17 protein-coding genes are annotated in these 14,007 nt (G+C 65.9%); 7 read left to right on the top strand and 10 right to left on the bottom strand.

Translation table 11 applies throughout. The annotated features are described in order from the left end of the window. Positions 1 to 20: 20 nt before the first annotated feature. Together GTZ99_RS03970 and GTZ99_RS03965 are read right to left on the bottom strand one after the other, a co-directional pair. Complete coding sequence (locus tag GTZ99_RS03970) at positions 21 to 1,235, bottom strand: site-specific DNA-methyltransferase (protein WP_161716953.1); 1,215 nt, start codon at positions 1,233 to 1,235, stop codon at positions 21 to 23. A gap of 266 nt (positions 1,236 to 1,501) precedes the next feature. Then, positions 1,502 to 2,098, bottom strand: a complete 597-nt coding sequence (locus GTZ99_RS03965; protein ID WP_161716952.1) for a ribonuclease HII — start codon at positions 2,096 to 2,098, stop codon at positions 1,502 to 1,504. A gap of 119 nt (positions 2,099 to 2,217) precedes the next feature. Between GTZ99_RS03965 and GTZ99_RS03960 the strand changes: the two genes are divergently transcribed. From GTZ99_RS03960 to GTZ99_RS03935, 6 genes are all read left to right on the top strand, one after another. Then, positions 2,218 to 2,748: a GNAT family N-acetyltransferase gene (locus tag GTZ99_RS03960; protein WP_161716951.1), complete on the top strand. Its 531-nt coding sequence runs from the start codon at positions 2,218 to 2,220 to the stop codon at positions 2,746 to 2,748. Between the two features lie 77 nt (positions 2,749 to 2,825). After that, entirely contained in the window at positions 2,826 to 3,395 is a 570-nt protein-coding gene (locus tag GTZ99_RS03955; protein WP_161716950.1) for a DUF1285 domain-containing protein, read from the top strand. Next, positions 3,392 to 3,994 carry a CoA pyrophosphatase gene (locus GTZ99_RS03950; protein WP_161716949.1) on the top strand — a complete coding sequence of 201 codons (603 nt, stop codon included), beginning with the start codon at positions 3,392 to 3,394 and terminating at the stop codon, positions 3,992 to 3,994. Before GTZ99_RS03955 ends, GTZ99_RS03950 begins: the two co-directional genes overlap by 4 nt. Continuing rightward, the gene (locus GTZ99_RS03945) at positions 3,987 to 5,207 is read left to right on the top strand and encodes a CCA tRNA nucleotidyltransferase (protein ID WP_201742350.1); all 1,221 of its coding nucleotides are present in this window, start codon (positions 3,987 to 3,989) and stop codon (positions 5,205 to 5,207) included. The genes GTZ99_RS03950 and GTZ99_RS03945 overlap by 8 nt, the downstream gene beginning before the upstream one ends. Further along, positions 5,204 to 6,031 carry a retropepsin-like aspartic protease family protein gene (locus GTZ99_RS03940; RefSeq protein WP_227711048.1) on the top strand — a complete coding sequence of 276 codons (828 nt, stop codon included), beginning with the start codon at positions 5,204 to 5,206 and terminating at the stop codon, positions 6,029 to 6,031. Before GTZ99_RS03945 ends, GTZ99_RS03940 begins: the two co-directional genes overlap by 4 nt. Positions 6,032 to 6,179: 148 nt before the next feature. Then, positions 6,180 to 6,809 carry a retropepsin-like aspartic protease family protein gene (locus tag GTZ99_RS03935; protein WP_161716948.1) on the top strand — a complete coding sequence of 210 codons (630 nt, stop codon included), beginning with the start codon at positions 6,180 to 6,182 and terminating at the stop codon, positions 6,807 to 6,809. A gap of 38 nt (positions 6,810 to 6,847) precedes the next feature. Here the strand turns inward: GTZ99_RS03935 and GTZ99_RS03930 are convergent, their stop codons facing one another. The 6 genes from GTZ99_RS03930 to GTZ99_RS03905 all read right to left on the bottom strand — a co-directional run bounded on the left by GTZ99_RS03930 (position 6,848) and on the right by GTZ99_RS03905 (position 12,113). Continuing rightward, entirely contained in the window at positions 6,848 to 7,015 is a 168-nt protein-coding gene (locus GTZ99_RS03930) for a hypothetical protein (RefSeq protein WP_161716947.1), read from the bottom strand. 12 nt (positions 7,016 to 7,027) lie between these two features. Beyond that, positions 7,028 to 7,219, bottom strand: a complete 192-nt coding sequence (locus tag GTZ99_RS03925) for a hypothetical protein (RefSeq protein WP_161716946.1) — start codon at positions 7,217 to 7,219, stop codon at positions 7,028 to 7,030. Positions 7,220 to 7,280: 61 nt separating this feature from the next. Further along, complete coding sequence (gene parC / locus GTZ99_RS03920; RefSeq protein ID WP_161716945.1) at positions 7,281 to 9,578, bottom strand: DNA topoisomerase IV subunit A; 2,298 nt, start codon at positions 9,576 to 9,578, stop codon at positions 7,281 to 7,283. Positions 9,579 to 9,630: 52 nt separating this feature from the next. Continuing rightward, the gene (locus GTZ99_RS03915; RefSeq protein WP_161716944.1) at positions 9,631 to 9,963 is read right to left on the bottom strand and encodes a 2Fe-2S iron-sulfur cluster-binding protein; all 333 of its coding nucleotides are present in this window, start codon (positions 9,961 to 9,963) and stop codon (positions 9,631 to 9,633) included. A 3-nt stretch (positions 9,964 to 9,966) separates the two neighbouring features. Then, positions 9,967 to 11,064, bottom strand: coding sequence for a cysteine desulfurase family protein (locus GTZ99_RS03910; protein ID WP_161716943.1), 1,098 nt, complete (start codon positions 11,062 to 11,064; stop codon positions 9,967 to 9,969). Continuing rightward, positions 11,061 to 12,113 carry a cysteine desulfurase family protein gene (locus GTZ99_RS03905; RefSeq protein WP_161716942.1) on the bottom strand — a complete coding sequence of 351 codons (1,053 nt, stop codon included), beginning with the start codon at positions 12,111 to 12,113 and terminating at the stop codon, positions 11,061 to 11,063. Before GTZ99_RS03905 ends, GTZ99_RS03910 begins: the two co-directional genes overlap by 4 nt. A 174-nt stretch (positions 12,114 to 12,287) precedes the next feature. On the opposite strand from GTZ99_RS03905, the gene GTZ99_RS03900 reads away from it, so the two are divergent. After that, the gene (locus GTZ99_RS03900; protein WP_161716941.1) at positions 12,288 to 12,944 is read left to right on the top strand and encodes an alpha/beta hydrolase; all 657 of its coding nucleotides are present in this window, start codon (positions 12,288 to 12,290) and stop codon (positions 12,942 to 12,944) included. A gap of 64 nt (positions 12,945 to 13,008) precedes the next feature. Here the strand turns inward: GTZ99_RS03900 and GTZ99_RS03895 are convergent, their stop codons facing one another. Both GTZ99_RS03895 and GTZ99_RS03890 read right to left on the bottom strand, forming a co-directional pair. Beyond that, positions 13,009 to 13,206 (bottom strand): hypothetical protein, encoded by a 198-nt coding sequence (locus tag GTZ99_RS03895; RefSeq protein WP_161716940.1) that lies wholly within the window; start codon positions 13,204 to 13,206, stop codon positions 13,009 to 13,011. Positions 13,207 to 13,255: 49 nt separating this feature from the next. Further along, positions 13,256 to 13,774, bottom strand: a complete 519-nt coding sequence (locus GTZ99_RS03890; protein ID WP_161716939.1) for a hypothetical protein — start codon at positions 13,772 to 13,774, stop codon at positions 13,256 to 13,258. Positions 13,775 to 14,007 lie beyond the last annotated feature (233 nt).

Here is a 14,007-nt window from a genome sequence, read left to right as displayed (position 1 = left end):
GATCAGGGCTATAGCCGCGATCAGTCCTCGGTGGCCAGCAGGTAAAGCTGACGGATGGCGTCCAGCGGCTTGACCTCGCCCTGATGCGTCAGGTGCCAGAAGGTCCAGCCGTTGCAACTGGGCGCGCCCTGCAATTGCGCACCGCAGGAATGGATCGAGCCGGTGGTCTTGTCCGACACCAGCGAGCCATCGGCGCGCACGGTGGCGCTGAAACGGCCCTTCTTGTCCGACAGCACCGTGCCCGGCGCGATCCAGCCCGTCTCGATCAGTGTGCCGAACGCCACCTTGGGCGCGGCCTTCTTGCTTTGCATCGTGGTCAGCGCGCTCTCGTCCAGCGGCAATGCGCTCTCGATCCGCTCCAGCGCGGCCTCGCGGTAATTGCCCTCGCGCTCACACCCGATCCAGTGGCGGCCCAGACGCTTGGCCACAGCGCCCGTGGTGCCCGTGCCAAAGAAGGGGTCTAGCACCACATCGCCCTTGTTCGTGGTGGCCAGCATCACGCGATACAGCAAGCTCTCGGGCTTTTGCGTCGGGTGGACCTTGGTCCCGCCCTTTTTCAGCCGCTCCGACCCGTTGCAGATCGGCAGGACCCAGTCGCTGCGCATCTGCAATTCATCGTTCAGCGTCTTCATCGCGCGATAGTTGAAGGTGTATTTGGCGTCCTCCCCCATGCTGCACCAGATCAGCGTTTCATGCGCGTTGGTGAAGCGGGTGCCCTTGAAATTGGGCATGGGATTGGCCTTGCGCCAGACGATGTCGTTCAGGATCCAAAAGCCCAGATCCTGCAGGATGGCGCCCACGCGGAAGATGTTGTGATAGGAACCGATCACCCACAGGCTGCCATTGGGCTTGAGCACGCGGCGCGCCTCGGTCAACCATTCGCGGGTAAATTTGTCATAGGTGGCAAAGCTGTCAAACTTGTCCCAGTCATTGGTGACCGCGTCCACATGGCTGCCATCGGGGCGGGCCAGATCGCCGCCCAGTTGCAGGTTGTACGGCGGATCGGCAAACACCATGTCGACGCTGGCGCTGGGCAGCGAACGCATCGCCTCGATGCAGTCGCCGTCCAGAATGCGCCCTACCGGCAGATCGGCACGGGCGGGCGGTGGCGGGGCCAGGGCCTCGACCGGCAAGACGTCAACAGGAAGCGCGCGCGTGATCTGCCGCGCCAGCTTTCGCGGGGCACGGCGGGCGCGGGTGACGGTGGCGCGCTCCTGAACGAGGATCTGACCCATGGGATTCCTGTGAATAACTGTGACTAACAGCCCCAAGGGTGAGTCATTTGCGGAGTCACGTCAAGAGGCGACTCGCGCGAGTCCGCCGAGTCGCATGGAACAAACCGAGTCAATTGCCACGGGAACAGAATGAGTCTGACACAAGGGATAGAGTCCCGCACCCCCATCAAGACTCAACATCTTGTGTCCGCGACCGGCGCGATGGGGGTGAAAAATAAACGTCACAATGGACCCAACGATGGCCGCAAAGCCCGTATGCGCCGCGCTCAAATCAGCGACAATTGCGCCACGGGGGCAAAACTGCGGCGGTGATGTGGCGTGGGGCCATGCTGGCGCAGGGCGTCCAGATGTTGTGCCGTGCCATAGCCCGCATTGCGCTCCCAGCCATACTGCGGATGGTCCTGCGCGAGCGCCGTCATGATCCGGTCGCGGTGCTCCTTGGCGATGATGCTGGCGGCGCTGATGACGGGTTCCAGCGCGTCACCACCGACGATGGCACGGACCGGCCAGACCCATTCGGCCACCCGGCCTTCGGGCGTTTTGTTGCCATCAATCAACACGATATCGGGGCTATCGGGGATCTGCGCCACCAATCCGGCCACCGCCCGCGTCATCGCCTGCATCGTGGCGGCAAAGATGTTGATGCGGTCGATCTCGTCCGCCTCCACCACACCCACGGCCCAATGGCACTGGTCCTTGATCGCCGCCTCCAGCGCGGCGCGGCGCTTGGCGCTCAGCTTTTTGCTGTCGTTCAGCCCGGCGATGTCCGCCCCGTTCAGCCACACCGCGCCCGCCACCACGGGGCCTGCCAAAGGGCCGCGCCCCGCCTCGTCCACGCCGATGATGATCTGATGCTGTGCCATGGCGGCTGTGTGGGATGGCGCCTCGCGCCCGTCCAGCCCTTTTTCCGCACGCTTTTCCCGGCAGGTGGCCATGGTTTGTGTTGCGTTGCCCGCCCCCCTGCCCTACGCGCCAGCGCGCTATGACCCAGAACGCCGCGCCCACGCCCACGCTGATCCCGCTCGACAATGTCGATCCCGCCCTGGTTGAGGCGCTGCTGGACCGCGCGTTTGAACCAGAACGCCGCCAGCGCACCGCCTACAAGGTGCGCGGCGAGGCCGACTGCCTGCCCGCCCTGTCCTTTGCCGCAATCGACGAGGATCAGCATCTGGTGGGCACGATCCAGTGCTGGCCGGTGGCGCTGAACGATGCCGATGGCCGCGCGCATCCGATGATCATGGTCGGCCCAGTGGCCGTCCTGCCCGAACAACAGGGCCGCGGCTATGGTCAGGCGCTGGTGAGCGCGGCGATTGCCGCGCTGAACCCACAGGCGCCGCTGCCGCTGGTGATGATTGGCGACCCGGAATATTACGGCCGCTTCTGGGGCTTTACCAATCAGCACACCGCCGGCTGGCAATTGCCGGGGCCGTATGAACAGCACCGCCTGCTGGTGCGCGTGGCCAATCCGGCCGTGCTGCCCGCCAGTGGCATGCTGGGGCCGTGGACGCGCTGATCCTTGGGGGAAAAGCGGGATTTGCCCTCCGTGGCCTCTGGCATGGCGGGGCGATTGCCCCCATATGATCGCCCACCATGCCTATGGAATTGCTGCCTGACCTGACCGACCTGACGCTGGAGCAGATCCGCGCGGTGATCGCGCGTCGCCGTCTGCCGCCCGTCGAACGCTGGCACCCGGCCGAAGTGCTGGACAGCCAGATGGAAATCCGCGCCGACGGCAGTTGGTGGCATCAGGGCGGGCCGATCACTCGCCCCGCGATGGTCCAGACCTTTGCCGGATTGCTGATGCGCGATGATGCGGGGCAGCATTGGCTGGTGACACCACAGGACCGCCAGACGATCGCCGTGCAGGACGCGGCCTTCATCGCGGTGGACGTGTTTGCGCGCGATGGCGCGCTGGTGTTCCGCCTGAACACGGATGAGCTGGTGATTGCCGACGCTGACCACCGGCTGACCCTGCGTGGCACGGATGACGCGCCCGCTGCCTATCTGCATGTGCGCCACGGGGTAGAGGCGCGGCTGAACCGGTCAACCTGGGCACAAGTGGTGGATATGGCTCTGGACAGGCTGGAGACAAACCCCGGTACAGACGGTGGACTGGCTGTGGAAAGCCTGGGGATAACTTTCCCCCTGAGCGGCGCATGACCGGCCTCATCGGCCGCCTGACGCGCGCGTATGAGGCAGGCCATGCCGCTCCCGCGCCGCGCCTGTGGCCCGATCCGCGCACCGAGCAGATCGCCAGCTTCAAACCCGCCGCCGTGCTGATAGCGGTGACCGACCGGCCTGATCCGGGCCTGTTGCTGATCCACCGCCCCGGCACGATGCGCGCCCATCCGGGACAGGTTGCCTTTCCCGGCGGGCGTTTGGACCCCGGCGAAACCCCGGTGGAGGCGGCGCTGCGAGAGGCGCATGAGGAATTGGGCATCCCGCCTGACGCCGTTCAGGTGATTGGCGAGAGTGACCTGTACCAGACGGGTTCCGGCTATGCCGTGACGCCGGTTCTGGCCGTGGTGCCGCCCGATCTGCCGCTGGTCCCCAACCCGCATGAGGTGGCCCAATGGTTCGAGGCGCCGCTGTCTTTCGTTCTGGACCCCGCGCAGCACCAGACCGGCGCGATGGAATGGGCGGGCGAGATGCGCCGCTATGTCGAAATGCATTGGAACGGTCACCGCATCTGGGGCGTGACCGGCGCGATTATCGCCAATCTGGCACAACGGTTGAACTGGACGTCTGCGCATGACTGATACCCCCTCCGCCCGCTCGCTGCCGCTGGATGGCTGGATGGCGCGTGATGATCTGGCGATGCTGGTGGCCGCGCTGGGCTTGGACAACATCCGCTGGGTGGGCGGCGCGGTGCGTGACACGCTGTTGTGCCTGCCGGTCAAGGACATCGACGCGGCCACGCCCCTGCGCCCCGAAGAGGTGGTGGAGCGCTGCGCCGCGGCCGGCATCCGCACCGTCCCCACCGGCATCGAGCATGGCACGATCACCGCCATCCTGCCCGGCGGCCCGGTCGAGGTTACAACGCTGCGCCATGATGTGTCGACCGACGGGCGGCGGGCCACTGTGGCCTTTGCCAGCGAATGGCAGGACGACGCGGCGCGGCGCGATTTCACCATCAACGCGCTGTATGCCGATCCGCAAACCGGCGCGGTGCATGACTATTTCGGCGGGCTGGAGGATCTGGCGGCGCGGCGGGTGCGGTTCATCGGTGACGCGCCTCAGCGCATCCGCGAGGACCATCTGCGCATCCTGCGTTATTTCCGGTTTCAGGCGCGGTTTGGCGGGCAACCGGCCGACGCGCAGGCCGAAACCGCCTGTGCCGAACTGGCCGCGACGCTGAAGGGGCTGTCGCGCGAACGCATCGGCATGGAGGTGATGAACCTGCTGGGCCTGGCCGATCCCGCGCCGACTTTGGCGCGGATGGCGCAATTGGGCGTGCTGGCGGTGATCCTGCCCGAAGCGACGCCTGAGGCCCTGCCCGCGTTGATCGCCGCCGAAACCGCGCAAGCCATCGCGCCGGACGCGCTGCGGCGGCTGGCGGCGCTGATCCCGGCCGATGTCGCGCTGGCCGAAAGCATCGCCAGCCGGTTCCGCCTGTCGGGCGCGCAAAAAAAGCGGCTGGCCCAGGCCGCCGCGCGTTCCGATAATGACGCTGCCGCCGATCCGCGCGCGCTGGCCTATCGCTTGGGGCTGGACGGGGCGCTGGACCGGCTGTTGATCGCGGGGGCGGGTATTGCGCCCTTGCCCGATTGGGCGATCCCCGCTTTTCCGCTGAAGGGCGGCGCCATTGTCGCGCGCGGGGTCAAGGCCGGGCCGATGGTCGCGCGCCTGTTGCAGGCAACCGAAGCGCGCTGGATCGCCGAGGGCTTTCCCGATGCGATGCGCGCCGAGGCCTTGCTGGACGCGGTACTGGTGCAGGAAGGGCTGTTGCCCGTGGCCCCCGCCCGCGAATGAGCGCGCCCGCGCCCGATGCCGCCGCCCGCGCCACCAGCGCCTCGGCCGATGTGGCCGATTGGCTGGACCGGACGCTGAACGCAGAGGCACCGGCCCATGCGGCCACCCCACTGGACACACCGGTCAGCGCGGCCGCAACACAGTCCCCCACCGACCGCCTGATCGATCAGGCCGCCGGTGCCGCGCTGGACTATGGCGCGATACTGTGGGCCCAGCCTTTGTTCCGCATCGCGTTGGCGGCGATGGCGCTGGTGGTGCTGGGCGGGATGGTGCGGCGGGTCATCCCATGGCTGGGCGGGCTGATGCGCTTTATCGGCAATCTGGGCGTGATCGGCGTGATGCTGGCGGTGATCATGCAGGTTGTCGCCAAAGGCCCCGTGGTCTGGCGCAGCCCCGCCGCCTCCGCCGAGGCGCAGCAGACCATCACCGGCACCGACACCCGCATTCCACTGGCCGGTGACAACCATTTCTGGGTGCGGGCCGAATTGAACGGCGCGCGGCGGCGGTTTCTGATCGATACGGGCGCGACGCTGACGACAATCTCGCCCGCCAGCGCGCGGGCGGCGGGGATCGATCCAGAGCAGGGCGGGCAAACCATCGTGCTGAACACCGCCAATGGCACCACCACCGGCACGGTCGTGCGCCTGCATCAGATGCGCGTGGGCAATATCATCGCGCGCGATCTGGACGTGGTCATCGCCCCGGGCATGGGAGACACCAATGTGCTGGGCATGAATTTCCTGACCCGGCTGGCCAGTTGGCGGGTCGAGGGGCGCACGCTGATCCTGGTGCCGCATCACCCACAGGCCTCGCCCAAGCCATGAGCCTTGTTGTCCCAGCCTGATACGGTCCCGCTTTGACACACAGGCGGGCGGGCTTTGGCGTTGCCCGCATCCGCACAAATCCGGATCATGGCGGCATATATCCCCCCGCGCGGGCCTGATGGCCGGCCGTCAGGGGTAGCTTGACAGGATGGCTATGCTCAACACGCTGATCGAACTGCCCAACCCGCTGGTGCTGGGCGCGGCTTTTGCCTTTATGGCGCTGGTGCTGGTGGGCGGGATCATCCGCAACGAAGTCAGCGCCGGGATGGGCATGGTGCTGCGCGTGATCGGCAACACCGGGCTGGCGATCTCGTTTGGCGTGACCCTGTTGCAACTTGGCGGGGCCTTCACCGGCATGACCAGTGCCGCCCACGCCGCCGAGGTGGACGTGAACGGCATGGAAACCCGCATCCCGATGGGCAGCGATGGCCATTTCTGGATCACGGCCAAGATCAACGGCGTGGATCAGCGCTTTCTGGTAGACACCGGCGCGACCTATACCACCGTCTCGTCCGATGTGGCCGACCGCGCCGGGCTGGTGCCGGTGGAAGACGAAAAGGCCGGGATTGGCCGCGTCATGCTGCACACCGCCAATGGCGACACGCCCGCTGACATGGCCCGCATCGACCATGTGCAGGTGGGCAGCATCGACGCCGAGCGCATGCCCGCCGTGATCGCGCCGGGGATCGGCACCACCAACGTGCTGGGCATGAACTTCCTCTCGGGCCTGAAGAGCTGGCGCGTGGAGGACAACACGTTGATCCTGATGCCGCGATAAACGCGGCGGGATATCCTGATGCCGCGCTGAACGCTGCCCTACAGGGTGATCTTGTCCGGGTCGGTTTTGTCCACCCGCACGTTCAACGACTGGCCCTGCTCGACGGTATAGAACGCAGGCTCGGCCGCATCGATCACCAGGCGGCTTTCGTGCCACTGATTGTCCTGCGGCGATTGATAGCGCAGCAGGACCGTCGCGTGGCCCACCAGATGCTTTTTCTAGACCTCTGACGGATCGGCGCGCAGCCGGGAAAATTCCGCCTCACGCGTGCAGTCGTGTGACACCGTGCTGGTACGCTCGACACGGCCCTGCGCGCCATAGGTGGTGGCCGCCTTGCGCCCTTCGCCCAGCAGGGCGACACCGGCCACCATCGCGCCCACCAACACCAATCCCTGTACGGAAATCCCCATGTCGCCCCCGCACAATACATGTCTGCGCGGGGGAAACTACGGTTGCAGGCTTAATAAGTATTTATGCGAGAGGGAACTTGTTGTCGCGCGGGAAACCCTGCGGCGGGAAAGAACCTGCCGCGCCGCGCGCCACCTTCCACTGGCGCAGATCTTTCTCGGTACGGGTGCGGCCGGTTTCGCCACCCATGGCCCAGCTCAGCCCGTCTTCCAGCTTCAGCGTGATGACATCCGACAAACCGCCATCGCGATAGCGTTGCAGCGTCACCCCCTGCCCCTTGGCCAGCACCGGCAGTTCGGTCAGGCTGAACATCACCAAACGGCGATTTTCGCCCATCACCGCCACATGGTCATGCTCGGGCGGGATTTCGCGCACCACGGCCAGTTTCACGCCGGGCTTGACGCTCATCACGCCGCGTCCTTTACGGGTTTCGGCCAGCAATTCATCCGCCTCGGCGGCAAAACCGCGCCCGGTGTTGGCCGCCAACAGCAATTGCGCCTTGGGCCGATAGACCAGCAGGGCGACGATCTGCGCGTCGGCGTCAATGTCGATCGTGCTGCGCAATGGCTCGCCAAAGCCGCGCGCACCGGGCAATTTGTCGGCCCCCAGCGTATAGAACCGGCCATTGTCACAGGCGATCAACAGCTTGTCCGTGGTCTGGGCATGCAGGGCAAAGGCGGGGCCATCGCCCTCCTTGAACTTCCACTCCTGCTCCAGCGGCAGATGCCCCTTGGCCCCGCGAATCCAGCCGCGCGCCGACAGGATCACCGTCACCGGCTCCTTCTCGATCATCGCGTCCATGGAAAATTCGCGGGTGGGCGCGGCTTCCTCAACCGTGGTGCGGCGGCGGCCCAACACGGTGTCGGGGCCATATTCCTTGCGCAGGGCGGTCAGGTCGCGCTTCAGACGGGTGCGCTGACGGGCGGGGCTTTCCAGCAGCTTTTGCAGCTCGTCCTGCTCTTTCAGCAGGTCGTCCCGCTCCCCGCGCAGCTCCATCTCCTCCAGCTTGCGCAAAGACCGCAGCCGCATGTTCAAGATCGCCTCGGCCTGCCGGTCGGTCAGGCCAAACTCGGCCATCATCACCGGCTTTGGCTCATCCTCGGTGCGGATGATCTCGATGATGCGGTCCAGGTTCAGATAGGCAATGATATAGCCTTCGACCAGCTCCAGCCGGGCGGCGATCTTGTCCAGACGGTGCTGGCTGCGGCGTTGCAGGATGTCGATCTGGGCCACGACCCAGTTCAGCAACATCGGCTTCAGCCCCAGAACGCCGGGCGTGCGCGTGGCGTCCAGCACGTTCAGGTTGATCGAGAACCGGCTCTCCAGCTCGGTCAGCTTGTAAACGCTTTCCTTGAGCAATTCGGGATCGACGTTGCGCGATTTGGGCACCAGCACGATGCGGATCGCCTCATCCGATTCATCGCGCACATCCTCCAGAATGGGCAGCTTTTTGTCTGCGATCAGCGCGGCCAGCTGCTCGATCAGCTTGCCCTTTTGCACCATGTACGGGATTTCAGAGACGACCAGTTGCCACTGACCGCCGCCCAGCTTTTCAACGCCCGTGGCTTCCCACGCGCCGGCCTCGTCCCGCCCGGTCGAGAAACGCGCCCGCACCCGCACCGCGCCCTTGCCGCTTTCATAGGCGGCCGAAATCATCGCCGGACTGTCGACCACGATGCCGCCCGTGGCAAAATCGGGACCGTGGAACACGCTCATCAACTGGGCATGTTCGGTCTGTGGGTTGTCGATCAGCATCATCGTCGCGTCCAGAATTTCCGCGACATTGTGGCTGGGGATGCTGGTGGCCATGCCGACGGCGATGCCGGTCGCGCCATTGGCCAACAGGTTGGGGAACAGGCCGGGGAAGATTTCCGGCTCCTCTTCCTCACCATTATAGGTGGGGATGAAATCGACGGTGCCTTCTTCCAGCCCCGCCATCAACTGCATCGCGGTCTTGGTCAGGCGGGCCTCGGTGTAACGATAGGCCGCCGCGCCATCGCCATCGATATTGCCGAAATTGCCCTGCCCCTCAACCAGCGGGTAACGCAGCGAAAAGTCCTGCGCCAAACGCACCATCGCGTCATAGACCGAAGCATCGCCATGCGGGTGGTATTTGCCGATCACGTCACCGACAACGCGGGCCGATTTCTTGTAGGCCTGCGCCGGGTCCAGTTTCAATTGCCGCATCGCCCACAACAGGCGGCGGTGCACCGGCTTTAGCCCATCGCGCAGGTCCGGCAATGACCGCGCGGTGATCGTCGAGAGTGCATAGACCAGATAGCGCTCGGACAAGGCGCTGTCGAACGGCGCATCGACGATGGCGTCAAAAGGATCGGGCTCGGGGAAAGTTGTCTTGCTCATCGCCCCGACACGCTAGCAGCAGGCGCGCGCCCCGGCCAAGGGGCACGATGCCTCAGCCGCGCTGCATATCGTGGCTTTCCCCCGGAATTTTCACCAAGAGGCCATCCAGAGCCTGCGTCAGGGTGATCTGGCAGGCCAGACGGCTGGTGGCGGCAACGCCCGCGGCCAGATCCAGCATGTCCTCTTCGTCGGCCGAGGCGGCGGGCAATTTGTCAAACCATTGGGGCGCAACAATAACATGGCAGGTCGAGCAGGCCATCTGCCCCTCACACGTGCCCTCTAGCGGCATACCGCGAGCCTGCGCCACCTCTAACAGGCGGCTGCCCACGGCGCCTTCGCCCGCGACGCGATCGCCGCTGGCGGTGATGAATTCAACCCGAACCACGCTTTATCCTTCCTGCGCCGCTACGGCGGCATCGATTCGCGCTATGGCCTCGGCAAACTCCCCTTGCGCTGTATAGCGCCCGAAACCGATGCGAATAGAAGATTTTGCCGCAGCTGGCGAAAGCCCTAGGGCCGAGAGGACATGGCTGGGCCGCCCCGATCCGCTGGCGCAGGCCGACCCGGCGGAAAAGGCAATGTCGCGCAGGTCGCTCATCAGCCGGGCAACATCCAAAGGACCGCGGTCATCGGCACGGCGCAGGTTCAGATTGCCATGCCAGCGGCGCGTCGGGCCTCCATTCAGCACCCAGCCCGATCCGGGGCGCAGCAGCGTGGCGCAGGCGGTTTTCCACAGGCTGTCCACATGTTGCACATCACTTTCCCACCGGGCCTTGCACAGGGCGGCCGCCGCGCCAAACCCGGCGCACAACGCAGGCGACAGCGTGCCCGAACGCAGCCCCCCCTCCTGCCCGCCACCATGCAGCAACGGCACGATCTCTACCCCGTCACGCACCCACAGCGCGCCAATGCCCTTTGGCCCGTACAGCTTGTGCGCGGAAATGGCGATCAGATCGGCCCGCGCCGGGGCGGCGATTTTGCCCGCGCCCTGCACCGCATCGCACAGGAACAGCGCGCCCGCCGCATGGGCCGCATCAGCAAGCGCGTCGACTGGCTGGATCGTCCCGATCTCGTTATTCACCTGCATCACCGCGACCAGATCGGTACCGGGGACAAAACGGGTGGCGGCATCCACCACGCCATCGCCCCCCACCGGGATCAGCGTCAGCCCATCGGCATGGGCACGCGCAGTGTCCAGCACGGCGGCATGTTCGATGGCGGACGCAGCGATATGGCGCGCGCGGGTGCCGGCAATGGCCAGATTGATCGCCTCGGTCGCGCCGCTGGTGAATATCACGCGGCCACCGGGCGGGCACAGTGCCGCCACCTGTTCGCGCGCCACCTCCACGGCCGCCGCCGCCGCGCGCCCGGGCCTGTGCGGGCTGTGCGGATTGGCAAAACCATCCTCGCTGCCCAGCCAGCGCAGCATCGCCTCGCGCGCTTCGGGCGCCAATGGGGTGGTGGCCTGATAATCCAGATAGATCATGCGTGCAGGCGCTCCCACGCATCGGCAAAGGCGTCCAGCTCCGCCACCGTGCTCGACCAGCCCAGCGAGACGCGGATCGTGCGCCGCGCCACATCAGGGTCAATGCCAAAGCCTTGCAACACGCGGCTGGGTTTCAGGCTGCCGGACGAACAGGCACTGCCCGCCGACACGGCAAAGCCCATAGCGTCCAGCCGGATCAGCAAGGCCCGCGCGTCAAACCGGGGGCTGGCGATGGCGATGATGTGGTCGGCGCGGTCCTCTCCCCCCAGCAACACGCCCTGGCGCGCCAAACGCTCGGCAAAGGCGTGGCGGTCGGTAATGGTGGTCTGCCAACAGCTATGCCCATCTTCCAGCGCCGCCGCCAGACCCAGCGCGCCGGGCAGGTTTTCCGTGCCGGGACGATAGCCGCGCTCCTGCCCGCCGGTGGGGTGCAGCATGGCCAGATCCCGCACCAGCAACGCGCCGATACCGATTGGCCCGCCGATCTTGTGGCCGCTGATCACCGCCATGTCGACGCCCGCGGGCAAGCTGCGCCCGATGCCCATCTGGCTGTCATCACACAGCACCAGCCCGCCTGCCGCATGGGTGATCTGCACCACCGGATTGGGCGCGACATGCATCAGATAGCCGCCGGTTTCCGAATTGGTCGCCTGCACCGCCACCAGCGCCCGCCCCGGCCCGTCCAGCAAAGCGGCCAGCGCATCGCCATCGACCAGCCCATCGCGGATCGGCGCCACCGCCGCATCGGGCGCGGCGCGGAACACCGCCTCATGCTCGACCGCGCTGATGATACGGCGGTCAACGGCGGCGCGGGTCAGGGCAATGGCCAAAGCCTCGCTTGCGCCGCTGGTCAGGATCACCTCGCCATCCCAGCCCAGCGCGGCAGCGATGCGCGCGCGCGCGTCCTCCAGCGCGGCGCGGGCGCTGCGGCCCGGCGCATGCGGGCTGGACGGGTTGGCCCACAGGTCAAACCCGCAAAGCATTTGCGCCCGCGCATGGGGCAAAAGCGGCGTTGTGGCCGCGTGATCCAGATAAATGGCGTGGCGCATCCGGTTCAAATCATTCCGTTATGGCAGAACTTCGCAGAAAACTTGCGTTTTACAGTACCATTCCTATATAGCGCTTCGCTTCCAATCACAGTCCCTGACGCAAGGATATGCGCGGCTTTTCGCGCCCTTGGCCGGGGCCATTCGACCAACCATTCCGCTCAAGGGACAAAACCCATGCCCGCAGTGATCTTTCCCGGTCCCGAAGGCCGGCTTGAGGGCCGCTTTCAGCCCGGCACCCGCCCGCGCGCACCCGTGGCGATGATCCTTCACCCGCACCCGCAGGCCGGGGGCACGATGAATGATCGCGTGACGCAGGCGATGTACAAGACCTTTGTCGCGCGCGGCTTTGCCACTTTGCGCTTCAACTTCCGTGGCGTCGGCCGCTCGCAGGGGTCGTTTGACAACGGCATCGGCGAATTGTCGGATGCGGCGGCGGCGCTCGACTGGGTGCAGTCGATCCACCCCGAGGCCAGCACCACCTGGATCGCGGGCGTCAGCTTTGGCGCGCTGATTGGCATGCAATTGCTGATGCGCCGCCCGGAAATCCGCGGCTTTATCAGCGTGGCGCCGCCCGCCAACATGTATGACTTCAGCTTTTTGGCGCCCTGCCCGGCCAGCGGCATCATCGTGCAGGGAACGCATGACACCGTGGTCACCCCGACCGCCGTGCAAAAGCTGGTGGACAAGCTGCGCACGCAAAAGCACATCACCATCCACCACGATGAAATCCCGCGCGCCAACCACTTCTTCGAGAACGAGCTGGACGAGCTGATGCGCGCCGTGGACAATTATCTGGACATGCGTCTGTCGCCCGATTGCCCGATCAAGTGATCGGCGCGGGCCATCGGTAAATGCGAAAAGGGGGCCGCAACGCCCCCTTTTTTCATGGTCAGGATCAGCTGCGCGCGGCCTGCGCCAGTGTTGCACCGCCAGTGACAGGCGCGCTCCACAACACGACATTGCCCGCCATCACCACCGCCAACAGCCACATCAGCCCAGCCTTTGCCCGCAGGCCACGCCGCCACAGGATGATCCCCCCGCCCACCAGCGCCGCCGCCGTCATCACGGCCAGGGACAGGATGGCATCGATCATCTGGGCATACTCCGCTAAGCCGGGCGGCCCGACGCGGACCATGGGTGCATTAACGCGGGGAATTGTCCAGCAAGTCAAGCGCGTTTGCCGCCGCGCCAATGGCCAGCCACGCTTCAACCTGCGGCAGAGCGTCAACGCTGGCCAGCGCATCGCTTTCAAGCCGGGCCCCCATATAGCCACCGACCAACATGGCCAGCAGGTTCAGCAGAAGGCTCAGGCCCTCCTCACTCCACCCCGGCGCGGCCGCGTCAACATGGGCCAACAGCCTGACACGCAAGGAGGGCGTCATCATCGCGTCGATCAGCGCCTGCCCGCTGGCCCCATCATGCGGACCGGGCGCCATGACGGCCATCGCCATGTCGCCGCCGCCATATTGGTTCACCAGATCGCGCAAATGGGCCACACCGGCCGCCCCTCGCCCGGCCGCGTCAAACTCGCGCCGAAACGCCCCCAACAGCAACGGCAGCATCGCCTGCACAGCCAACATGGTGACCGGCGGCTTTTGCCCCAGCTTGCGAGAGAGCGATTCGATACCGCCACTTTGACGCAGGGTTGGAAGGATGGGCATGAAACGGTGGGGGCTACTCGTTACGCGAACAAGACACGGTAGCGAGAAATTTGGACAGAGAATAGGGGTTTTTCCGACAAAAGTCGCATTGCGCTGAAAATGAAATGCTTTCCATCACCCCCATGCGCGAGTCGTCCATGGACAACGCCCCACCTACGACACCCCACGGACAAGCCTCCACATAGGCAAGGGAAAGGCCCCGCAGGCAGCTTGTCCCACGGGGCCTTGTATGC

It is taken from the genome of Novosphingobium ovatum (assembly GCF_009909235.1).
Classification (GTDB): domain Bacteria; phylum Pseudomonadota; class Alphaproteobacteria; order Sphingomonadales; family Sphingomonadaceae; genus Novosphingobium; species Novosphingobium ovatum.
The sequence above is the reverse complement of the archived record's forward strand: the minus strand, read 5'-3'. Positions and strand labels throughout refer to the sequence as shown.